The organism is Nocardioides sp. WJ219 (genome assembly GCF_058559815.1).
In genome coordinates this window covers 52,037-72,870 of sequence record NZ_JBZUJV010000015.1, presented here as the reverse complement: position 1 = coordinate 72,870, position 20,834 = coordinate 52,037, and the positions used below count along the sequence as shown (strand labels likewise).

The 20,834-nt window shown below is 74.2% G+C and carries 18 protein-coding genes; 7 read left to right on the top strand and 11 right to left on the bottom strand.

Features of this window, described 5'->3' with window-relative positions:
• Positions 1-135 precede the first annotated feature (135 nt).
• Genes AC4MBH_RS23640 through AC4MBH_RS23625 form a run of 4 tightly spaced genes read right to left on the bottom strand, consistent with a single transcriptional unit; the run spans position 136 to position 3,806 of the window.
• Positions 136-1,125 carry a serine/threonine-protein kinase gene (locus AC4MBH_RS23640; RefSeq protein WP_491797870.1) on the bottom strand — a complete coding sequence of 330 codons (990 nt, stop codon included), beginning with the start codon at positions 1,123-1,125 and terminating at the stop codon, positions 136-138.
• Positions 1,122-1,790: a response regulator transcription factor gene (locus AC4MBH_RS23635; RefSeq protein ID WP_491797869.1), complete on the bottom strand. Its 669-nt coding sequence runs from the start codon at positions 1,788-1,790 to the stop codon at positions 1,122-1,124. The genes AC4MBH_RS23640 and AC4MBH_RS23635 overlap by 4 nt, the downstream gene beginning before the upstream one ends.
• On the bottom strand, positions 1,790-3,361 hold the full coding sequence (locus AC4MBH_RS23630; protein WP_491797868.1) for a sensor histidine kinase: 1,572 nt from the start codon (positions 3,359-3,361) through the stop codon (positions 1,790-1,792). The genes AC4MBH_RS23635 and AC4MBH_RS23630 overlap by 1 nt, the downstream gene beginning before the upstream one ends.
• The gene (locus AC4MBH_RS23625; protein WP_491797867.1) at positions 3,345-3,806 is read right to left on the bottom strand and encodes a hypothetical protein; all 462 of its coding nucleotides are present in this window, start codon (positions 3,804-3,806) and stop codon (positions 3,345-3,347) included. The genes AC4MBH_RS23630 and AC4MBH_RS23625 overlap by 17 nt, the downstream gene beginning before the upstream one ends.
• Positions 3,807-3,945: 139 nt before the next feature.
• Between AC4MBH_RS23625 and AC4MBH_RS23620 the strand changes: the two genes are divergently transcribed.
• The 4 genes from AC4MBH_RS23620 (at position 3,946) to AC4MBH_RS23605 (ending at position 9,164) form a co-directional block, all read left to right on the top strand.
• Positions 3,946-5,496, top strand: a complete 1,551-nt coding sequence (locus AC4MBH_RS23620; protein WP_491797866.1) for an AMP-binding protein — start codon at positions 3,946-3,948, stop codon at positions 5,494-5,496.
• A gap of 643 nt (positions 5,497-6,139) precedes the next feature.
• Positions 6,140-7,261: a Nif3-like dinuclear metal center hexameric protein gene (locus AC4MBH_RS23615; RefSeq protein WP_491797865.1), complete on the top strand. Its 1,122-nt coding sequence runs from the start codon at positions 6,140-6,142 to the stop codon at positions 7,259-7,261.
• Positions 7,258-8,001 (top strand): zinc ribbon domain-containing protein, encoded by a 744-nt coding sequence (locus tag AC4MBH_RS23610; protein WP_491797864.1) that lies wholly within the window; start codon positions 7,258-7,260, stop codon positions 7,999-8,001. The genes AC4MBH_RS23615 and AC4MBH_RS23610 overlap by 4 nt, the downstream gene beginning before the upstream one ends.
• Positions 7,998-9,164, top strand: a complete 1,167-nt coding sequence (locus AC4MBH_RS23605; RefSeq protein ID WP_491797863.1) for a bifunctional RNase H/acid phosphatase — start codon at positions 7,998-8,000, stop codon at positions 9,162-9,164. The genes AC4MBH_RS23610 and AC4MBH_RS23605 overlap by 4 nt, the downstream gene beginning before the upstream one ends.
• A gap of 24 nt (positions 9,165-9,188) precedes the next feature.
• On the opposite strand, the gene AC4MBH_RS23600 is transcribed toward AC4MBH_RS23605, so the two are convergent.
• Both AC4MBH_RS23600 and yaaA read right to left on the bottom strand, forming a co-directional pair.
• Positions 9,189-10,538 carry a glycoside hydrolase domain-containing protein gene (locus tag AC4MBH_RS23600; protein WP_491797862.1) on the bottom strand — a complete coding sequence of 450 codons (1,350 nt, stop codon included), beginning with the start codon at positions 10,536-10,538 and terminating at the stop codon, positions 9,189-9,191.
• A 103-nt stretch (positions 10,539-10,641) separates the two neighbouring features.
• A complete protein-coding gene (gene yaaA, locus AC4MBH_RS23595) occupies positions 10,642-11,421 on the bottom strand; it encodes a peroxide stress protein YaaA (protein WP_491797861.1) in 780 nt (259 codons plus the stop codon).
• Positions 11,422-11,494: 73 nt separating this feature from the next.
• Between yaaA and AC4MBH_RS23590 the strand changes: the two genes are divergently transcribed.
• Positions 11,495-12,970 carry an RNB domain-containing ribonuclease gene (locus tag AC4MBH_RS23590; RefSeq protein WP_491797860.1) on the top strand — a complete coding sequence of 492 codons (1,476 nt, stop codon included), beginning with the start codon at positions 11,495-11,497 and terminating at the stop codon, positions 12,968-12,970.
• On the opposite strand, the gene AC4MBH_RS23585 is transcribed toward AC4MBH_RS23590, so the two are convergent.
• The 3 genes from AC4MBH_RS23585 to AC4MBH_RS23575 form a co-directional block, all read right to left on the bottom strand.
• Positions 12,967-13,395, bottom strand: a complete 429-nt coding sequence (locus AC4MBH_RS23585) for an NUDIX domain-containing protein (RefSeq protein WP_491797859.1) — start codon at positions 13,393-13,395, stop codon at positions 12,967-12,969. The genes AC4MBH_RS23590 and AC4MBH_RS23585 overlap by 4 nt on opposite strands.
• Before the next feature lie 26 nt (positions 13,396-13,421).
• Positions 13,422-14,003: a sugar O-acetyltransferase gene (locus AC4MBH_RS23580; RefSeq protein WP_491797858.1), complete on the bottom strand. Its 582-nt coding sequence runs from the start codon at positions 14,001-14,003 to the stop codon at positions 13,422-13,424.
• A 183-nt stretch (positions 14,004-14,186) separates the two neighbouring features.
• Complete coding sequence (locus AC4MBH_RS23575) at positions 14,187-15,521, bottom strand: serine/threonine-protein kinase (protein ID WP_491797857.1); 1,335 nt, start codon at positions 15,519-15,521, stop codon at positions 14,187-14,189.
• 163 nt (positions 15,522-15,684) lie between these two features.
• Here AC4MBH_RS23575 and AC4MBH_RS23570 point away from each other — a divergent pair, with 163 nt between their 5' ends.
• Both AC4MBH_RS23570 and ppsA read left to right on the top strand, forming a co-directional pair.
• Positions 15,685-16,593, top strand: coding sequence for a pyruvate, water dikinase regulatory protein (locus AC4MBH_RS23570; RefSeq protein WP_491797856.1), 909 nt, complete (start codon positions 15,685-15,687; stop codon positions 16,591-16,593).
• Positions 16,590-19,010 carry a phosphoenolpyruvate synthase gene (ppsA, locus tag AC4MBH_RS23565; RefSeq protein ID WP_491797855.1) on the top strand — a complete coding sequence of 807 codons (2,421 nt, stop codon included), beginning with the start codon at positions 16,590-16,592 and terminating at the stop codon, positions 19,008-19,010. Before AC4MBH_RS23570 ends, ppsA begins: the two co-directional genes overlap by 4 nt.
• 6 nt (positions 19,011-19,016) lie before the next feature.
• On the opposite strand, the gene AC4MBH_RS23560 is transcribed toward ppsA, so the two are convergent.
• Both AC4MBH_RS23560 and AC4MBH_RS23555 read right to left on the bottom strand, forming a co-directional pair.
• The gene (locus AC4MBH_RS23560) at positions 19,017-19,745 is read right to left on the bottom strand and encodes a DUF2510 domain-containing protein (RefSeq protein ID WP_491797854.1); all 729 of its coding nucleotides are present in this window, start codon (positions 19,743-19,745) and stop codon (positions 19,017-19,019) included.
• Positions 19,742-20,251 carry a hypothetical protein gene (locus AC4MBH_RS23555; protein WP_491797853.1) on the bottom strand — a complete coding sequence of 170 codons (510 nt, stop codon included), beginning with the start codon at positions 20,249-20,251 and terminating at the stop codon, positions 19,742-19,744. The genes AC4MBH_RS23560 and AC4MBH_RS23555 overlap by 4 nt, the downstream gene beginning before the upstream one ends.
• Positions 20,252-20,834 lie beyond the last annotated feature (583 nt).

Here is a 20,834-nt window from a genome sequence, read left to right as displayed (position 1 = left end):
AGACCCCCGCAGGGTGCCTACCCTCGCCGGGTCTCGGCTCGACCAGCGTGGGTCGCCGACGGTGCGTCGTACGACGGCGCCACCGACGGTGGTTGAGGAAGGCGCGCTAGCGCCTGTCTCGAAACCACCGCCGCCTCAGGCGAGGGCGGCGGTGATCGCGAGCACGAGGAGCAGGACGCCGAGGGCGGTGAAGACCCACCACTCCTGGGGCACCGCAGCGAGCCGCTCGGCGAGCGGAGGTCGCTGGCCGGGCCGGGGGACGACGACCGGGGCGGCGCGCATCCGCACGCGGGTGCGGTCGGGCAGCACGGGTGGGGGTGGCGGTGGGGATGTGGTCGCCTGCCGGCCCAGGACGCCCGCGACCTCGGCCGGGGTGGGCCGGTCGGCGGGGTCGAGCTCGGTCATCGCCGTCAGCAGGTCGCGCACCGGCTGGGGGATACCCGACGGCACCACGGGGCGACGGCTGAGCCGGACCAGCGCCGCCTCGGCGGGCGGGCCGGGGTACTCCCGCTCGGCGGTGAGCGTCTCCAGCAGCGTGAGCCCGAGCGCGTAGACGTCGGCGGCACCGGTGACGTCGTGGCCGCGCACCTGCTCCGGCGCGATGTACGCCGCCGTGCCGACGGCGTGGCCGGTGCGCGTGTGCCGCGACAGCTCGCCGGCGATCTTGGCGATGCCGAAGTCGGCGAGCTTGACGGCGCCGTCGGTGCGCAGCAGCACGTTGCCGGGCTTGACGTCGCGGTGCACGACGCCGGCGGCGTGGGCGTGCCCGAGCGCCTCGGCCACCGAGCGACCGATCGCGCGGGTGCGGTCGAGCGGCAGCGGGCCGTGGCCGATCGCCTGCGACAGGCTCGGCCCGGTGACCAGCTCGAGCACCAGGAACGGCCGGTCGTCCGCGGCCGTCAGGCCGGCGTCGAGCACGGTCACCAGCGCCGGGTGGGAGAGCGCGGCGAGCGTGCGCGCCTCCAGCTCGAACCGGGTGCGGTCGGTGTCGTCGACGGCGCTGTCGCGCAGCAGCTTCACGGCCACCTGGCGCGCGAGCAGGGTGTCGGTGGCGAGGTGGACGTCGGCCAGGCCACCCCGGCCGAGGAGCTCACCGAGCTCGTAGCGGCCACGCAGGAGCGTCATGTGTTGAACCGGTATCCCATCCCGCGCACGGTGGCGATCGTCTGCGAGCCGAACTTGCGGCGCAGGTAGCCGACGTAGACGTCGACGACGTTGGAGCCGGGGTCGAAGTCGAGGCCCCAGACGTGGTCGAGGAGCTGCTCGCGGGAGAGCACGTTACCGGCGTTGAGCATGAACGTCTCGGCCAGGGTGAACTCCCGGGCGGACAGGTCGATCTCCTTGCCGCCGACGGTGGCCCGCCGCGTGCGCAGGTCGAGGCGTACGCCGCCGGCCTCCAGCGTCTCCTGACCGGCGCCGCCGGCGTCGCCCTGCTGGCGCAGCCGCAGCCGCACCCGGGCCAGGAGCTCGGCGAACCGGAACGGCTTGGGCATGTAGTCGTCGGCGCCGCCCTCGAGCGCCGTGACCGTGTCGGCCACGGAGTCGCGGGCGGTGAGCACGATGACCGGCACCTTGGAGCCCTGGTCGCGCAGCCGCTGCAGCACCGCGAACCCGTCGAGGCCCGGCAGGCCGATGTCGAGGACGACGAGGTCGTGGGCGCCGCTCATCGCCTCGTCGAGCCCGGCCCGGCCGTCGGCGACGACCGTGGCGACGTGGCCCTCCGATCGCAGGCCCTTGGCCAGGAACGACGCGATGCGGGACTCGTCCTCGACGATCAGGATGCGCGCCATCAGGCCTCCTCGGTGCGGGTGGGCGGGCCGTCCGGCCCGTCGTGGTCGGCGGGGGCCACCTCGGCGACCGGGGTCTCCCAACCGGGCGGGAGCGGTACCGAGACGACGAACCGCGCGCCGTCGCGGTAGTCGTCGTCGAGCCAGGCGTCGCCGCCGTGGGCCCGTGCGATGGCGAGGACGATCGACAGGCCGAGCCCGAAGCCGTCGGGGTGGCGGTCGCCGGCGTCCGTGCCGCGACCGAAGCGCTCGAAGATCCGGTCGCGGTCGTCGGCGGCGACGCCGGGTCCGGTGTCGCGGACCCACCACAGCACCGCGCCCGGCTCGGCGGTCGAGCCGACGGCCACGACGTCGCCGGGGCGCGTGTGCTTGACGGCGTTGTGGGCCAGCTGCAGCAGCGCCTGGGTGATGCGCTGCTGGTCGACGGGCACCCGGACGGACGCGACGCCGTCGACCTGCCAGGCCCGGTCGCCCAGGCCGGCCGCCTTGGCGGCGACGGCCTCGGTGAGCTCGGCGGCGTCAGCCGGGGCGACGGCCAGGAAGCCGGGGCGCTCGGTCTTGGCCAGCAGGATCAGGTCCTCCACCAACCGGGCCATCCGGTCGACCTCGTCGAGCAGCAGCTCGCGGGTCTCGGCGACCTCGACCGGGTTGTCGGTGTCGAGCAGCTCGAGGTGGCCCTGCAGGATCGTCAGCGGCGTCCGGAGCTCGTGGCCGGCGTCGTCGAGCAGCTGACGCTGACCGGTGAACGCCGCCTCGAGCCGGTCGAGCATGCCGTTGAAGGTGCGGGTGAGCGCGGTGATGTCGTCGTTGCCCTGCTCGGCCAGGCGGCGCGATAGGTCGGTCTCGGTGATCTCGTCGGCGGTCTGGCGCACGACGCGCAGCGGTGCGAGCAGTCGGCCGGCCTGCCAGAAGGCCACCCCCACGATCAGCAGCAGCGACAGCACCGTGACGATCGCGTAGGTGCCCATCGTGTCGAGCAGCTCGCCGCGGTCGTCGTCGAGGTAGTTCAGGACGAGCAGGGCACCGGTCTCGCCGTTGATGCTCACCGGCAGCGAGGAGATGAGGAGCTCGCCGGTCGGTGTCTGCAGGCGGGTCGACCCGCCCTCGGCGACCAGCGGCCGCGCGGCCTCGAGGAACTCCTGGTCCTCGGCCAGCGCGTCGGCGCCGGGGGAGAAGAACATCGGCGCGTCGCCCAGCCAGCCCACCAGGCGCTCGTCGTCGTCGGGCACGTTGCGGTCCAGGAAGGTCTTCAGCAGCGGGCGGCTGCTGGCCCAGGGACGGCGGGTGGCGGGGTCGGTCCCGTTCGACGACAGGGCGGTGAACTCGTCGAACTCCTGGTCGACCTCGTTGACCGTGTTGTCGTCGAGGCGCTGGTACTCGATGACGTAGACGAGGACCCCGGCCCCGGCGAGGGTGGCCGCCACCATCACCGCGACCGCCGCGGCGATGCGCACGCGCACGGAGACGCCCGACCTGCGGGGTCGGGCGTCGGGGACGTCGGCGGTGCCGCGGGGGCCGGGGCCGGTCGGGCGGGTGCCGGGGGAGGTGCGCGCTGGCTCAGTCGTCGTCGTCACCGTCCTCCTCGCCGTCGTCGTCGCCATCATCGTCCTCGCGCTCGTCGTCGTCACCACCGCGGGGCGCGGGAGCGGGCCGGTCGTCGCCGTCGTCGTCCTGTCGGGGCCCGTCATCCGCGCCGTCGTCGCCGTCGTCGTCCTGTCGCGGCCGCTCGTCCGCATCGTCGTCGCCGTCGTCGTCTTGTCGGGGCCCGTCGTCAGCGTCGTCGTCCGCGTCGTCGTCGGCGTCGTCGTCGGCGGGCGGCGGGGCCGGCCGCGGCTCGGGGGTCCGGTCCGGGTCGCGCGTCGGTGTCGGTGTCGGCTCGTCCCGCTCGACCTCCGTGATGATGATCGGGCGGCGGGGCTCGGGCTCGGCCGCGCTCGACCAGAGGAGCGAGCCGACGACGTAGCCGCCGACCGGCAGCACGAGCAGCAGCGCGACGACGGTCCTCCACAGCGGGCTCATGACGCCCACGATGCTGGCCCAGCGTGGGTCCCGGGTGAGACGTCGATGAGAGGACTCTCATGGAGCCGGGTGACGGCAACCTCCCGGCAACGGGTGCGGTCCTAGAGTGACCAGGGTCACCGCTCCTCGAGGAGGCCCGATGCTCGTCCCGCTGACCGTCCGCGACTTCGTCGACCGTGCCGTGCAGGTCTACGGCGAGCGGGTGGGGGTGGTCGACGAGCCCGACCAGCCTGCGTCGTCGTTGGGCGAGGTGACGTACGCCGAGATGGGGGCGCTGGCGCGTCGTCAGGCGGCCCGGCTCGACGAGCTCGGCCTCGGGGTCGGTGACCGGGTGGCGGTGGTGAGCCACAACAGTGCCCGGCTGCTGACGTCGTTCTTCGGGGTCGTGGGCTCGGGGCGGGTGCTGGTGCCGGTCAACTTCCGGCTCCGCCCCGACGAGGTGCGCTACATCGTGGAGCACTCAGGTGCCCGGGTGCTCTACGTCGACCCCGAGCTCGACGAGGCCCTGGCCGGGGTCGCCGCCGAGCACCGCTTCGTGCTGGGTGATGACGCCGACCTCTACGCCGCCGAGGGCGTGGAGCCCCGGGCCTGGGAGCCCGACGAGAACGCCACCGCGACCATCAACTACACCTCCGGGACCACCGCGCGGCCCAAGGGCGTGCAGATCACCCACCGCAACATCTGGACCAACGCGGTCACCTTCGCCATGCACGTCGGCGTCAGCGACCGCGACGTCTACCTGCACACCCTGCCGATGTTCCACGCCAACGGCTGGGGGATGCCGTTCGCGATGACCGGGCTGGGGGTCAGGCACGTGGTGCTGCGCAAGATCGACGGCGCGGAGATCCTGCGCCGGGTCCGCGACCACGGCGTCACGGTCATGTGCGCCGCGCCCGCCGTCGCGGCGGCGGTGCTCGAGGCGGCGCAGTCGTGGGAGGGCGAGATCCCGGGCCGCGACCGGGTGCGGATCATCATGGCCGGCGCACCACCGCCGACGAAGACCGTCGCGCGTGTCGAGTCCGAGCTCGGCTGGGAGTTCATCCAGATCTACGGCCTCACCGAGACCTCGCCGCTGCTCACGGTCAACCGGTCGCGCTCCGAGTGGGACGACCTCTCGCCCGAGGAGCGGGCGCAGAAGCTGACCCGCGCAGGGGCGCCCGCGCTCGGCGTCCGTCTCACGACGAGCGAGGCCGGCGACGAGGGCGGTAGCGGCGAGCTGCTGGCCCGCTCCAACGTCGTCCTGGAGGGCTACTGGGAACAGCCCGAGGAGACCGAGCGGGCCCTGGCCGGGGGGTGGTTCCACACCGGCGACGGCGCGGTGATCGGCGAGGACGGCTACGTCACCATCCAGGACCGCAAGAAGGACGTCATCATCACCGGCGGCGAGAACGTCTCCTCCATCGAGGTCGAGGACGTCTTGTTCTCCCACCCCGCCGTGGCCGAGGTCGCCGTCATCGGGGTGCCCGACGAGAAGTGGGGCGAGACCATCAAGGCCCTGGTGGTGCTGTCGGAGGGGGAGGAGGCCACCGAGGCCGACCTGATCGCCTGGTGCAAGGACAAGGCCGCCGGCTACAAGGCCCCCACCTCGATCGAGTTCCGCGCCGAGCTCGCCCGCACCGCCACCGGCAAGCTGCAGAAGTTCAAGCTGCGCGCGCCGTACTGGGAGGGCCGCGACCGCCAGGTCAACTGAGGAGCCCACACCGACGGTGGTCGAGGAAGGCGTGTTAGCGCCTGTCTCGAAACCACCGCAGGGCGCCGGCCACCCTCGACAGCGTGGGGGTGGTCTCGAGACGGGCCTGGCGGCCCTCCTCGACCAGCGTGGGTCGCCGCAGGGTGCGCACCCTCGCCGGATCCCGACCCGGGCTCGACCACCGGTGGTTGAGGAGGTTGCGCTAGCAACCGTCTCGAAACCACCCTCGGTGGAGACCTGCGTCGGGGGTGGTCTCGAGACGGGCCTGGCGGCCCTCCTCGACCAGCGTGGGTCGCCGCAGGGTGCGTACCTCACCGGGTCTCGACTCGGGCTCGCTGGCGCTCGCCCGGCTCGACCAGCGTCATGGGCCGTCGTACGACGAACCGACCACCGACGGTGGTCGAGCCGCGGGGACGAAGTCTCCGCGAGTCGAGACCCCCGCAGGGTGCGCACCCCGCCGGGTCTCGACCCGGGCTCGCTGGCGCTCGCCCGGCTCGACCAGCGTCATGGGCCGTCGTACGACGGCTGCCGCCGACGGTGGTCGAGGAAGGCGCGCCAGCGCCTGTCTCGAAACCACCGCAGGCCGCCGCACTCCTCGACCAGCGTGGGTCGGCGTCGCCGACGGTCTCGTTAACCTGAGCGCGTGCCCCGCCTGAGTGACGTCGTCGACCTGCTCCACACCTGGTACCCGCCGCACACGGCCGACTCGTGGGACGCCGTGGGGCTGGTGTGGGGCGATCCCGGGCAGGACGTGCGGCGGGTGATGTTCACCGTCGACGTGACCGCGGAGGTGGCGGCCGAGGCGGCGGCCTGGGACGCCGACCTGCTCGTCGCCCACCACCCGCTGTTCCTCAAGGGGGTGCACGGGTTCGCCGCGACCACACCGAAGGGGCGGACGCTGGCGACGCTGGTCAGGGCCGGGTGTGCGCTGCTGACCGCCCACACCAACGCCGACCAGGCCGCCGGCGGCGTCTCGGAGTCCCTGGCCACCGCGCTCGGCCTCGGCGACCAGGCCCCGATCACCCCGGCGCCCGGCGACCCCATCGACAAGCTCACCGTCTTCGTCCCCGCCGAGGCGGCGGCGGTCGTGCGCGCGGTGATGGCCGAGGCCGGAGCCGGGTCGATCGGCAACTACGACTTCGCGTCGTTCACCTCGGCGAAGGGCATCGGCCGGTTCCGTCCGCTGGAGGGCTCCGACCCGATGATCGGCCGGGTCGGCGAGATCGCCGAGGTCGAGGAGCTGCGGGTCGAGGTCGTGCTGCCCCGCGGACGTCGTCGTGAGGTCGTCGCGGCGATGAAGGCCGCGCACCCCTACGAGGAGCCGGCGTACGACGTGATCGCGGTCCTCGACGCGGAGGTCGGCAACACCGGCACGGGCCGGATCGGCACCATCACGCCGGTCACCCTCCGGGAGTTCGCCGCCCAGGTCGCCGAGGCGCTGCCGACCACGCACCACGGGGTGCGGGTGGCCGGCGATCCCGAGCGGCGGGTCCGACGCGTGGCGGTCTGCGGCGGCGCCGGCGACTTCCTGCTCGACGCGGTGCTGCGGACCGACGCCGACGTCTACGTCACCAGCGACCTGCGCCACCACCCGGCGTCGGAGTTCGTCGAGAAGGGCGGTCCGGCGCTGGTCGACGTCGCCCACTGGGCCGCCGAGTCGACCTGGCTGCCGGCCGCATCCACCCGGCTGCACGACGAGCTGGGCGACGCCGTGCAGACCCGGGTCAGCACGGTGGTCACCGACCCGTGGACAATGCGCCTGTGAAGGCCTCGCCGAACGACCAGCTCCGTCTGCTCGACGTCCAGAAGCTCGACGCGCGGGCCGACCACCTGCGGCACCAGCGGGCATCGCTGCCCGAGCTGGCCGAGACGGCGAGCCTCACGGCCAGCCGGCGGGAGGTCGACGACCAGCGGCGCGACCAGCAGGTGCTCGTCGACGACCTGACCGCCGCCCAGAAGAAGGCCGACCGCGACGTCGAGCAGGTCAAGGCGCGCCGCACCCGCGACAGCGACCGGATGGCGCAGGGCCTGGTCACCAACCCCAAGGACCTCGAGCGGATGCAGCACGAGCTCCAGTCCCTCGAGCGGCGGATCGGCACGCTCGAGGACGAGGAGCTCGAGATCATGGAGCAGCTCGAGGAGGCGCAGGGCACGCTCGACGAGCTGCAGCAGCGGGTCTCCGCTGCCGACGAGCGGCTCGCCGAGCTCGGGGCGAAGGTCGACGAGCGAGCCGGGGAGATCGACCGCGAGCTCGTGGAGGTCGCGGCCGAGCGTGCCCCGCTGGTGGCCGACCTGCCGGCCGACCTCCTCGCGCTCTACGACAAGCTGCGCGCCAGCAAGGGCGGCGTGGGCGCCGCCGAGCTCACGCAGCGGCGGTGCTCGGGCTGCCAGCTCGGCATCGACAACACCGAGCTCGGGGTCATCCGGGCGACGCCCGAGGACACCGTGGTGCGCTGCGAGGAGTGCCAGCGCATCCTGGTGCGCACCGCGGAATCCGGGCTGTGACCGCCCGCTCGGTCCTGATCGAGGCCGACGGCGGGTCGCGCGGCAACCCGGGCCCCTCGGCGTACGGCGCCGTGCTCAAGGACGCCGAGACCGGCGCGGTGATCGCCGAGGACGGCTCGACGATCGGCGTCGCGACCAACAACGTCGCGGAGTACTCCGGGCTGATCGCCGGGCTGCGGATGGCCGCCGAGCACGCGCCCGACGCCGACATCGAGGTCCGGATGGACTCCAAGCTGGTCGTCGAGCAGATGTCGGGCCGTTGGAAGATCAAGCACCCCGACATGCGGCCGCTGGCGGCGGAGGCCAACCGGCTGGCGCCGTTCGGGACGACGTACACGTGGGTGCCGCGGGAGCAGAACAAGCACGCCGACCGGCTGGCCAACGAGGCCCTCGACGGCAAGCGCTCGGGCGTGACCGTCGCCGGCACACCGGTCGAGGACCCGCCGGCCGACTCGCTGACCGAGGAGGTGCAGGAGGCCGCGAAGCCGCCCGCGCGCGGCTGGGGCGGGCCGGGGGAGGCGACCACGCTGGTGGTGGTGCGCCACGGCGTCACCGTGCACACCTCGGCCAAGCGGTTCTCCGGCGGGCTCGGCGGCGACAACCCGCCGTTGAGCGACGAGGGCCGCGACCAGGTCAGGGCGGTCGCGCACTGGTTGCAGCCGATGGCCGAGCAGGTCGACGCCGTCGTGGCCTCGCCCGTACGCCGCACCCGCGAGTCGGCCGACATCGTGGGCGAGGCGCTCGACGTGGCGGTGACCGAGGAGCCGGGGTTCGCGGAGATGGAGTTCGGGCACTGGGACGGGCTCACGTTCGCCGAGGTCCAGGAGCGGCACGGCGACGAGCTCGACGCGTGGCTCGGGTCGCTCGACGCCGCACCCGCCGGCGGCGAGTCGTTCCGCGCCGTGCAGCAGCGGGTGCTGGCCGGGCTCGACCGGGTGCTCGCCGCCCACCGCGGCGGGACGGTCGTCGCGGTCAGCCACGTCACGCCGATCAAGACGCTGGTGGCGCACGCGCTCGGGGTCCCGCTCGACGTGGTCTTCCGGATGGAGCTGTCGCCGGCGTCGGTGACCGTGGTCTCGTGGTTCGAGGACGGCCGCGGCTCCCTGCGGCTCTACAACGCGCTGCCGCCCGCCCGCGACGCCTTCGTCGCCGGCACCTGGTGAGTCCCGGCGACCCGCCGCGCGCGGCTAGAGACGACCACGGACCAGCGACGCCCAGGTGTCGCCGGCGACGACGCCGGTGACCGGCAGGCCGACCTGGCGCTGGTAGGTCCTGACCCACCGGGTGGTGCCGGCGGTCAGCACGCCGGTCACCCGCAGGTCCGCGGCGGTGGCGGCGTTGAGCGTGCGCTGCAGGCGGCGGACGGCCTCCTCGGCCGAGCCCTCCTTCAGCAGCGGTCGGGAACCCGCACCGAGGAGGGTGACCCAGGTGCGTCGGTCGACGCGACCGGTGCGGGCGATCCGCGCCGCGCGCTGGTGCTGCCGCACCGCGGCCGCGACGTCGCGGTCGAAGCGACCGTCGACGGGGCCCCGGTAGGCGCCCCGGCGCTTCAGCAGGCACTGCGCCGTCCGGACGGCGTCGCCGCGACGGCCCGGCGCCAGCGTGGGGTAGTCGGGCCGGTCGAGCCGCACGCCACCGCACACGCGCGGCGCCGGGGGAGCCACGGAGCCGCCGCCGACCTGGAGGTAGTTGCGGTCGATCGTGAGGCTCACGCCGCCGTACGTCGCGCGCTGGTCGAGGGCGTACTGGTGGACCCGCTGGCCGACCCAGCTGCCGGCCCGGACCTTGTCGGAGAAGACGGTGTCGGCGCGGCCGTTGGCCCACGCGAACCACACCTGGTCGGGCATCTCGTAGGAGCCCGGCGAGACGTTGTCGGCGTTGTCGAGGGAGTGGATGCCATCGGCGATGCTGGAGTAGACCCCGGAGCGGAAGCCGAGCGCGTGCAGCGCCGAGGTCCAGCCCGACAGGAACCGCAGCGCCGAGCGCCGGCAGTCCGTGTCGGCGAGGTCGTAGCCGCCCTCGAGGTCGTACCAGAGCGTGCTGCGGGCGGGGATGCCGAGCGCGCGCGCCCGCTGGACCGCCGCCGCGGCCTCCGCGCGGCCCTGGGCGTCAGCGGCGGCGTACGCCGACGCCGGTGCCGGGTCGATCCGGTCGGGGTAGGTGCTGCACGAGGCCTGCGGACCGACCCAGAGCGGGAGGATCCGCCACCCGGCAGCGGTCTGCCGCCGCACCCAGGTCGCGTCGAGGTGCGGCTGTCCGGAGCCCGGCGTGGCGGGGTCCTCGCGGCAGGACGCCGTCGACCCGCCGAGGTAGATGCCGACGCCCGAGAACGGCGACGAGCTCCGCCACGCATCCATCTCGGCCTGGGTCGGGGCACAGCGCGCGTCGAAGGCGTAGCCGGTGAAGGCGCCGGGCGTCGGCCGGCCGGCGGCGGTCGCCGGGGAGAGGCCGCCCAGCAGGACGACGACGACCAGGGCGCCGATCGAGGCCGCCAGCGCGGCTGCCGTCGTACGGCGTGGACGGTGCGGTCCGGTCATGGGTCCTCCCGAGGTCGTGCGGCTCCCGAGGTCGAGCAGGACCGCGACCGGACCCTAACCCGCCCGCGGCCGCAGGCCCACGTCCCTTCGGTCAGACCCTCGCTCAGACCTGGGTCACCACGACGTCGAGCTGGGTGCCCCTGGCGGTGGCGGGGCCGACCTCGACGGTCCAGCCGAGGTCGGTGAGGACGGCGGCGAGGGCCGCCGGCGTGCGGGGGTCGCGGCCGTCCTCCAGGACGGCGCGGACGATCCGGCCCTTGGTGGCCTTGTTGAAGTGGCTGACCACCGAGCGTCGTCCGTCGGACTCGTGCAGCACGCGCACGGTGGCGACGCGGCGGGCGAGGTCGGCCGGCGGGCGCCAGAACGCGGCGTACATGCCCGAGCGGAGGTCGACCAGCAGACCGGTGCCGACCGCGTCGAGGACGGCCGGGCCCAGCGCGTCGCGCCAGACCCCGGCGACGGCACCGAGGCCGGGCAGCGAGGCGTCGCCGGAGAGCCGGTAGGCCGGGATCCGGTCGCCGGGCCGGACCAGGCCGAACAGGCTCGAGGTCACCGCGACGCGGCTGCTCGCGCGGCGCTTGGCGGCCGGCGTGAGCGTGGCGGGGTCGAGGGCGTCGTACAGGACGCCGGTGTAGACGGCGTCGGCGCGGGCCGTCGGGGCCGTTGTGGCCGCGGCGTTGAGCGCGACGAGGTCGGGTCGCGACGCGGGTACGCCGAGGGTCGTCGCGGCGACGTCGGGGTCGCCCTGGCACAGCGCGACGAGCGCGTCGAGGACCCGGGCCCGGGGCTCGGTGAGGGTGGGCGACGAGAGCGCCGCGAGGTCGAGCGGCTTGCCGCGACGCGGCGCGGTCTTGCCCTCGCTCGGGGGCAGCAGGATCAGCACCGCGTCAGCGTAGGAGAGGGCGTGGCGCGCGCCGCGCCGAGGGAGGGCGGGGCGCGCTGGCTAGGGTCGGTGCATGTCCAGCAGCCGCGTGGTCCGGGTCCGCACCGACGACCGTGCCGTCGTCGCCACGCTCCGCCAGGGGATCGAGCAGATCCGGGCCGAGCTCGCGGTGACGGCGGAGTTCCCGCCCGAGGTGGAGGAGGCGGCGGCCCGCGCGGCGGCGTCGCCCCGACTGCCCGACCTCGACCGCACCGACATCCCGTTCGTGACGATCGACCCCGACGGCGCCCGCGACCTCGACCAGGCCGTGCACGTCGAGCGCGACGCCGAGCACCCGGGCGGCTACGTGGTCCGCTACGCGATCGCCGACGTCGCGGCGTTCGTCACCCCCGGCGACCCCGTCGACCTCGAGGCGCACCGCCGCGGCCAGACGCTGTACGGCGCCGACTCCAAGGTGCCGCTGCACCCCAAGGTGATCAGCGAGGACGCCGGGTCGCTGCTGCCCGACCAGGTGCGGCCGGCGCTGCTCTGGACGATCCACGTCGACCAGACCGGTGAGGGCACCGACGTCCACGTCGAGCGCGCCCGGGTGCGCTCGACGGCGCAGCTGACCTACGAGGGGGCGCAGGCCGCCATCGACGACGGCAGCGCCTCGGAGGTGCTGCGGCTGGTCCAGGAGATCGGCGAGAAGCGCCTCGCCCGCGACGCCGCGCGCGGTGGCGTGTCCCTGCCCCTGCCCGAGCAGGTCGTCGACGTGCCCGAGGGTGGTGGCGCCTGGCGCCTGGAGTTCCGCCGGATGCTGCCGGTGGAGGAGTGGAACGCCCAGATCTCGCTGCTGACCGGCTTCGGCGCTGCGTCACTGATGGTCTACGCCCGGGTGGGTCTGCTGCGCACCCTGCCGCCGCCCGACCCGCGCGACCTCAAGCGCCTGCACCGCACGGCCCGCGCCCTCGGCGTCGACTGGCCGGCCGAGCAGCTGCCGTCGGACTTCATCCGCTCGCTCGACCCGTCGCGGCCCGACCACGCGGCCGTCGTGCTGGCCAGCGCCCGGCTGCTGCGCGGCAGCGGCTACGTCGCCTTCGACGGCGAGGTGCCCGCCGAGCCGCAGCACGCGGCCCTGGCCTCGGAGTACGCCCACGTCACCGCCCCGCTGCGCCGCCTCGCCGACCGCTACGCCGGCGAGGTCTGCGTCGCGCTGTGCGCCGAGGAGCAGGTGCCCGCGTGGGTGCTGGCGGCGCTGCCCGCCCTGCCGGAGGAGATGGCGGTCTCGGGACGGCGCGCGGCGTCGTACGAGCGGGCGGTGGTCGACCTGGTGGAGGCCGGGCTGCTCGCCGGCGAGGTCGGCACCGAGCACGACGGCGTCGTGGTCAGCGTCGACGACAAGGACGACACGCGCGGCAAGGTGACCGTGCGCGACCTCGGCGTCGAGGCGCCGGTGCGGTCCGCGGCGCCGCTGCCGCTCGGCAACGACGTCCGGGTGCGGCTGACCGAGGCCGACGTGGCCACGCGGAAGGTGCGCTTCGAGATCGTCGTCGCCGCCCCCGCCTAGGCGGTGTCCGCGACGAAGTCGCGCAGCACGCCGTCGCCGTCGGCCCAGGCCCGGCGGAACGCCGGGTGCAGCGGCAGGTCGGCGACCTCGGCGGCCGGCACCCAGGCGTGCGCGGCGGTCTCGGCGCGGTCGCGCACCACGACGGGCGCGTGCCGGTCGGCGGGCTCGGCCAGCACGGTCTCGTAGGCCCAGCCACCGCAGAGCGCGACCCGCGAGCCCCGCACCGCGACGGCGTCCGGGTGCAGCCCGAGCTCCTCCTCGACCTCGCGGAGCGCGGCCTCCACCGGGCTCTCCCGGCGCTCGATCGCGCCGCCGGGCAGCGACCAGGTGCCGCCCTGGTGGGCCCAGTGCGCCCGCAGCTGCAGGAGCGCCGTACCGCCCCGTGCCAGCAGGAGCCCGGCCGCACCGCGCTGCCCCCAGTGCACGTGCCCCGCGGTGCAGGTCGCCCAGCTCACAGCTCGCGGACGACCCGGGCCGGGTTGCCGACGGCCAGCACGCCTGTCGGCAGGTCCTTGGTGACGACCGCGCCCGCGCCGACCACGGTGTCGGCGCCGATGGTGACGCCGGGGCACACGATGACCCCGCCGCCGAGCCAGACGTTGTCGCCGATCGTGATCGGCGCCGCGGACTCCCACTTGTCGCGCCGGGGTCCGGGCTCCAGGGGGTGGGTCGGCGTGAGCAGCTGGACGTGGGGCCCGATCTGCACGTCGTCGCCGATGGTGATCGCCGCGACGTCGAGCGCCACCAGCCCGTAGTTGACGAAGCACCGGGCGCCGATGGTGAGGTTGGTGCCGTAGTCGACCTGCAACGGCTGGCGGATCTCGGTGGCCTCGCCGATGCCGCCGAGCAGCTGCTCGAGGATCGCGCGCCGCAGCGGGCCCTGCCGCGACGTGGTCGCGTTGTACGCCGCCGCCAGGTCGCGCCCGACGTGGCTCCACTCCTCGAGCTCGGGGTCGTCGGCGAGGTAGTCGTCACCGGCGAGCATCCGCTCGCGCATCGTGCGGCCGTCGGGCAGGAAGCGGTCGGAGGTCACCGCGCCAGCCTAGGAGCGGGGTGGATCAACAGGGCGCGAGGCAGCTGTCTTCCCGCGGCTCGGATCCACCGGCTGCTCGGCGGGCGGCTGGACCGGACCGTTCCGGCGCTGCCCCTCGTTCCCCGCCGATCTCGATCTACGCGGGTGACACGCCAGGTGCGTCAGCCGAGTAGATCGAGCGGGTCAGCCCTTGCCCTTGGACTTGCCCTTCGACTTCCCCTTGGACTTGCCCTTGCCGCCGCCCTTGCCGCCGCCCTTGGACTTGGGCTTGCCCTTCGGCTTGCCCTTCGGCTTGGCCTTGCCCTTCGGCTTCGGGGGCGCCGCCTGGTCCTTCGGCTTCGCGGCGCGGGGTGCCTTCGGCGCCGCCTTGCTCCCGGCCGGCTTCGAGGCCGGGGGTGCGGCGTCGACCACGGGCGCGGACGTCGCCGACGGGGCGCTGGAGGGCGGGGTCGTGGTGGGCTCGGCCGGCCGCGAGACGCGGCCCGTGCGCGTGGTGCCGGACCGGTCGGGGGCCGCGGCCGCGGCGGCCGGGTCGTCGCCGCCGTCGCCCTGCACCAGGACGATCGAGGCGAGCGCGAGCACCAGCGCCACGGCGGCGGCCAGGACCAGGGGGACATGACGGCGGCGCCGGTCGTGGTCGACCGCGCCGGTGGCGCCGTGGGCGGCGTGGGAGGCCGTGGCGTCGAGCAGGGCGCCCAGGGCGGACGGCCGGTGCGTCTGGGGGTCGGCCAGCTCGCGCAGCCGCTGGGCCGCGACGTGGGCGGGCACGCGCTCGGCGGCGTCCATCGCGGTCATGGACGCGATCAGGCCGGGCCAGCCGGCGGGCAGGGAGGTGGGGATCAGCGGGCCGTGGTGCACGCGCGCGACCGCGGCCTCGAGCGGGGGGCCGTCGTACACGCGGCGGCCGGTGAGGCCCTCGAGCAGCACCAGGCCGAGCGCGTAGACGTCGGTGGCCGGGGTGACGGCCGCGCCGGCGACCTGCTCGGGGGCGAGGTAGGCGGCGGTGCCGATCGTGTGACCGGTGAGGGTGAGCGAGGACGTGACGTCGGCCAGCCGGGCCACGCCGAAGTCGGCGAGCCGGACGCGCCCGTCGTCGCCGAGGAGCACGTTGGAGGGCTTGATGTCGCGGTGCACCACGCCCTGGGCGTGGGCGTGGTCGAGGGCGTCGGCGACCAACGCGCCGACCGTCGCCATCCGGGCGGGCTCGAGGGGGCCGCGCAGGAGCAGGTCGGCGAGCGAGTGTCCCTCGACCAGCTCGAGCGCGAGCCACGGGTGGTCGTGGTCGACACCGGCGTCGAGCAGGGTGACGATGTTCTCGTGGTCGAGCATGGCGAGGAGCTGGGCCTCGGCGCGGAACCGCTCGGCGTCGACACCGACGCCCGTGCGCAGCGTCTTGATCGCGACGTCGCGGTGGAGCACCCGGTCGTGGGCGCGGCGTACGTCGGCCATGCCGCCGCGGCCGATCACCTCGCCGAGGTCGTAGCGGTCGCCCAGGAGCAGTGGGTCGGACTCGGGCACGGTGGGGGTCTCCCGACGGGTGAGGACAACAGGCGTCCCTACTGTCCCGCACCGGGCGCCGCCGCGCCTCCGCCCGTGCAGGTGACTCGCGGGTACGGTCGCGCGCCCGGCGCCGCCGGGGCAGTAGGTTCCTGGACACCCCGAGGCGCAGGAGGCGGACCGCGTGGAACCTGAGCACCCCGACGGCCAGCACGCCGCCGACGACGGCGTCGTCCCGGTGTTCTTCCTCTCCGACTCCACCGGGATCAGCGCCGAGACGATGGGCAACGCGCTGCTCATCCAGTTCCCCGACCTGGTCTTCGAGCGGACCACGATCCCGTTCATCGGCAGCGTCGAGGAGGCGCGCGACGTGGTCCGGGTGCTCGACGAGGCGATGGACGGGCCGGTGACGCCGATCGCCTTCACGACCGCGGCCGAGGACCACATCCGCCACGAGCTGCTGCAGACCCGCGCCCCGATCATCGACCTCTTCGACTCCCACATGGACCGGGTGGAGAGCGTGCTGGGTCGGCCGGGGGTGCGGGAGGCGTCACGGCTGCACGGCGTCGGCGACATCAAGCGCTACAACACCCGGATGGCCGCGGTCGAGTTCACCATCGAGCACGACGACGGCCAGAGCCTGCGGGCGCTCGACCGCGCCGACGTGGTGCTGCTGGCGCCGTCGCGCTGCGGCAAGACCCCGACCAGCATGTACCTCGCGCTGCAGCACGGCCTGTTCGTGGCCAACTACCCGCTGGTCGACGAGGACCTCGAGACCCACGAGCTGCCGAGGCCGGTGCGGGACATGCCCGAGCGGTGCTTCGGGATCACCACCACCGTCGAGCGGCTCAGCCGGGTCCGCAACGAGCGACGCCCGGGCTCGCGGTACGCCGAGGCGGCGCAGTGCCGCTGGGAGCTGCGCCAGGCCGGCGCGATGTTCGCCGCCCACCAGATCCCGGTCATCGACTCCTCGGCCAAGTCGATCGAGGAGATGGCCACCCTCGTGCTGCAGACCCTCAAGCGCAGCGGTGGGGTCCCCAGCCGCGAGCGCGGCAAGGCCACCGTCCGCGACGCCCAGGAAGGCACCCCATGACCGACGAGCAGACCAACGTGCGGTGGTTCTCCGAGATCGGCCTGGCCGACCTCGAGCAGGTCGGCGGGAAGAACGCCTCGCTCGGCGAGATGGTCTCCCACCTGACCGACCTCGGCGTCCGCGTGCCCGACGGGTTCGCGACCACCGCTGCGGCCTACCACCGGTTTATCGGCACTGATCCGGACGGGGAGGGCGGTCTGGCCGAGCGGATCAGCGGCCTGCTCGACGGCCTCGACACCGACGACGTACGCCGGCTGGCCGAGGTCGGTCGCGAGATCCGCGAGGCGGTGGTCCGGCAGGAGCTCCCCGCCGACCTCGAGGCCGACATCCGCGCGGCGTACGCGCGGCTGGCCGAGGGGTCCGGCGACGAGGCGTCGTTCGCGGTGCGCTCGTCGGCCACCGCCGAGGACCTCCCCGACGCCAGCTTCGCCGGCCAGCAGGAGACCTTCCTCAACGTCCGCGGCATCGACGCCGTGCTGCTCGCGGTGCGGGAGGTCTTCGCCAGCCTCTACAACGACCGGGCGATCGCCTACCGCGTCCACCACGGGTTCGCGCACGCCGACGTGGGCCTCTCCGCCGGGGTGCAGAAGATGGTGCGCTCCGACGTCGGCGCCTCTGGCGTGATGTTCACGATGGACACCGAGTCGGGCTTCACCGACGCCGTGTTCATCACCTCGGCCTACGGGCTGGGGGAGGGCGTGGTGCAGGGCGCCGTCAACCCCGACGAGTTCTACGTCTACAAGCCCGCGCTGCGCGACGGACGCGCGGCGATCCTCAAGCGCGGCGTCGGCGCCAAGCTGACCAAGATGGTCTACACCGACGACCCCACGGTCGGGCGCACCACCGAGTTCGTCGACGTCGAGCCGGCCCAGGCGGCACGCCTGTCGCTGACCGACGACGAGGTGACCGAGCTCGCCCGGCACGCCCTCGTCATCGAGGAGCACTACGGCCGGCCGATGGACATCGAGTGGGGCAGGGACGGCGTCGACGGACAGCTCTACGTGCTCCAGGCCCGGCCCGAGACCGTGCAGTCGCGGCGGACGGGCGCCCTCGAGCGGTTCTCGATCGAGCCGTCCGCGACCCAGGACGCGACCGTGCTGGTCGAGGGCCGGGCCATCGGCCAGAAGATCGGCGCCGGTCCGGTGCGGGTGCTCCGGTCGGTCGAGCAGATGCACGAGTTCGGCGACGGCGAGGTGCTGGTCGCCGACATGACCGACCCCGACTGGGAGCCGATCATGAAGCGGGCCGCCGCGATCGTGACCAACCGCGGCGGGCGCACCTGCCACGCCGCGATCATCGCCCGCGAGCTCGGCATCCCGGCGATCGTCGGCACCACCGAGGCCACCCGGGTGCTCGCCGACGGCGCCTCGGTGACCGTCTCGTGCGCCGAGGGCGACACCGGGCTGGTCTACGACGGCAGCCTCGACTTCACCGTCGAGACCACCCAGCTGGACGCGATGCCCGACGTACCGGTCAAGATCATGATGAACGTCGGCACGCCCGAGCAGGCGTTCTCCTTCGCCCAGCTGCCGCACCGCGGGGTCGGGCTCGCGCGGCTCGAGTTCGTGATCAACCGGCAGATCGGCATCCATCCCAAGGCCCTGCTCGACCTGCAGGCCGACCCGGACTCCCTCGAGCCGGCGCTGCGCGCCGAGGTCGCGGCGGCGGTGGCGGCGTACGACACCCCGCGGGACTTCTTCGTGCAGCGGGTCGCCGAGGGGGTCTCGATGCTGGGGGCGGCGTTCGCGCCGTACCCGGTGATCGTGCGGATGAGCGACTTCAAGTCCAACGAGTACGCCAACCTCGTCGGCGGCGAGCACTACGAGCCGCACGAGGAGAACCCGATGATCGGCTACCGCGGCGCGTCGCGGTACCTCTCGCCCGAGTTCGCCGACTGCTTCGCGATGGAGTGCGAGGCGCTGCGCCACGTGCGCGACGACATGGGGCTGACCAACGTCTGGGTGATGATCCCGTTCGTCCGCACGATCAAGGAGGCCGAGGGCGTGATCGCACTGCTGGCCGACAACGGGCTGGTCCGCGGCGAGAACGGCCTCAAGGTCGTGATGATGTGCGAGGTGCCGTCCAACGCCGTGCTGGCCGACGCGTTCCTCGACCACTTCGACGGCTTCTCGATCGGGTCCAACGACATGACCCAGCTGACCCTCGGCCTCGACCGTGACTCCGCGCTGGTCGCCGACGGCTTCGACGAGCGCGACCCCGCCGTGCTGCACATGCTCGAGCTGGCGATCACCGCCTGCAAGGCGCGCGGCAAGTACGTCGGCATCTGCGGCCAGGGCCCGTCGGACCACCCCGACCTCGCCGACTGGCTGCTCGAGCAGGGCATCGAGTCGATGTCGCTCAACCCGGACACCGTCGTGGCCACCTGGCAGCGGCTGGCCGCGAAGGCCGGCGGGTAGCCGGGGCTAGGCCGGCGTCCGCTTCGCGCCCAGCACCATCGCGACCAGCACGAGGGCGTAGCCCACGATCCCGAGCCAGGCACCCAGCTCGGGGTCGACGTCGGCGTGGAGGAACAGGCTCACGGTGAAGGCGTGCAGGACGACGGCCAGGCTGGCGAGGCCGGCTCCGGCGACCCGGGACCAGGTGTTGCCGGCGGTCGTCGGGGGGAGGGGCACCGTGGCCATGGTGGCCGCCACCAGGACCAGCAGCAGCAGCAGGAACCCGGCCCACGCGGCGTAGTGGTGGGCCAGGACCGCGTCGATCGCGTCGGTCCCCGCGTCGCCCGCGTCTCGGGCGTTGCTGCTGAGGTCGGTGAACCGGCTGTCGTCGGCGTCGGCCCACGGCAGCACGAAGAGGCTGAGCAGCACCAGGAGCATCCCCGTGCCGGCGACGGCGAGCCCGGCGCCCGGCGAGTAGCGCACCGGGCCGCGCGCTCGGGGCGCGCTCGGCGCGTACGGCGCCGCCGGGGCGCCGTACGCCCCCGGCGGGGGCGGGGGTGCCTGGTGGGTCGGTGCCGGGGGCGTCGGCACGGCGCGCGCCACCTCGGCCGGCGGCGGGTAGGGCACGGCACGCTCGGGCAGCGGGTCGGTGACCGGCTGCCCGTGGGCGCCGACGACGTGCTCGGACCAGGTGGCGCCGTCGTACCAGCGCCGGCCGAAGCGGCCGCTGGGGTCGTCGTACCAACCGGCGTTCACGGCGTGGTCACCTCGATCACCACGACGCCCGTCGGGCTGGTGGACCCGGCGCCGTCCTCGTTGATCGCCAGCGTGCCGAGGGAGCCGTCGGGGTAGGTGGTGGCGCCGACCCTCCCGAACTCACGGCCATCGGGCCCGGTGAGCGGGGTGGCGTTCCAGGTGATCCTGGTCCGGTTCAGCTCGCGGACGAGCTGCTCGGTGACCTCGTCGATGGTGCCGCGCACCTTGTAGTACTGCCGGCCCGCGACGGCGTACGGCGGGTCGAACCGCCGCGCACCCGGCGGCATCGCGTACGTCGGGCGCGCGGAGGAGGCATCCGGGACCGCCCCGTCGGTTCCGGCCCCGGAGCCGCCGCGGGAGCCGTCGAACGTCGGCCGGCTGGTGGCGCTCCCCGACTGTGCGTCGAACAGGACCACGGCGGTGATGAGCAGCGAGAGCACGAGCGCGACCGCCGAGAGCGCACGGGCGCCGTTCTCGGCCGCGGTAGCGGGGGGCAGGGGGTGCATGGGGGCCTTCCGGGCGGGGAGTGTCCGCCATCTTCCCTCGCTGGTGCCCGTCGAACCATCCGCCCCGCCCGGCGGGGTGCGCACCCTCGGGTGGTTTCGAGACGGTTGCCAGCGCAACCTCCTCAACCACCGGTGGTCGAGCCCGGGTCGGGACCCGGCGAGGTGCGCATCCTCGGGTGGTTTCGAGACGGTTGCTAGCGCAACCTCCTCAACCACCGGCGGTGACCCACGCTGGTCGAGGAGGGCCGCCAGGCCCGTCTCGAGACCACCCCCGACGCAGGTCGAGCCGGGCGAGCGTCAGCGAGCCCGAGTCGGGACCCGGTGAGGTAGGCACCCTGCGGGGGTCTCGACTCGCGGAGACTTCGTCCCCGCGGCTCGACCACCGGCGGTGACCCACGCTGGTCGAGGAGGGCCGCCAGGCCCGTCTCGAGACCACCCCCGACGCAGGTCTCCACCGAGGGTGGTTTCGAGACGGTTGCCAGCGCAACCTCCTCAACCACCGGCGGTGACCCACGCTGGTCGAGGAGGGCCGCCAGGCCCGTCTCGAGACCACCCCCGACGCAGGTCTCCGCCGAGGGTGGTT

Coding starts and splice junctions, on each gene's coding strand:
- AC4MBH_RS23620 (WP_491797866.1), top strand. CDS start 3,946: ATGCTCGTCCCGCTGACCGTCCGCGACTTCGTCGACCGTGCCGTGCAG.
- ppsA (WP_491797855.1), top strand. CDS start 16,590: ATGACCGACGAGCAGACCAACGTGCGGTGGTTCTCCGAGATCGGCCTG.
- AC4MBH_RS23590 (WP_491797860.1), top strand. CDS start 11,495: ATGTCCAGCAGCCGCGTGGTCCGGGTCCGCACCGACGACCGTGCCGTC.
- AC4MBH_RS23625 (WP_491797867.1), bottom strand. CDS start 3,806: ATGAGCCCGCTGTGGAGGACCGTCGTCGCGCTGCTGCTCGTGCTGCCG.
- AC4MBH_RS23555 (WP_491797853.1), bottom strand. CDS start 20,251: ATGCACCCCCTGCCCCCCGCTACCGCGGCCGAGAACGGCGCCCGTGCG.
- AC4MBH_RS23635 (WP_491797869.1), bottom strand. CDS start 1,790: ATGGCGCGCATCCTGATCGTCGAGGACGAGTCCCGCATCGCGTCGTTC.
- AC4MBH_RS23640 (WP_491797870.1), bottom strand. CDS start 1,125: ATGACGCTCCTGCGTGGCCGCTACGAGCTCGGTGAGCTCCTCGGCCGG.
- AC4MBH_RS23600 (WP_491797862.1), bottom strand. CDS start 10,538: ATGACCGGACCGCACCGTCCACGCCGTACGACGGCAGCCGCGCTGGCG.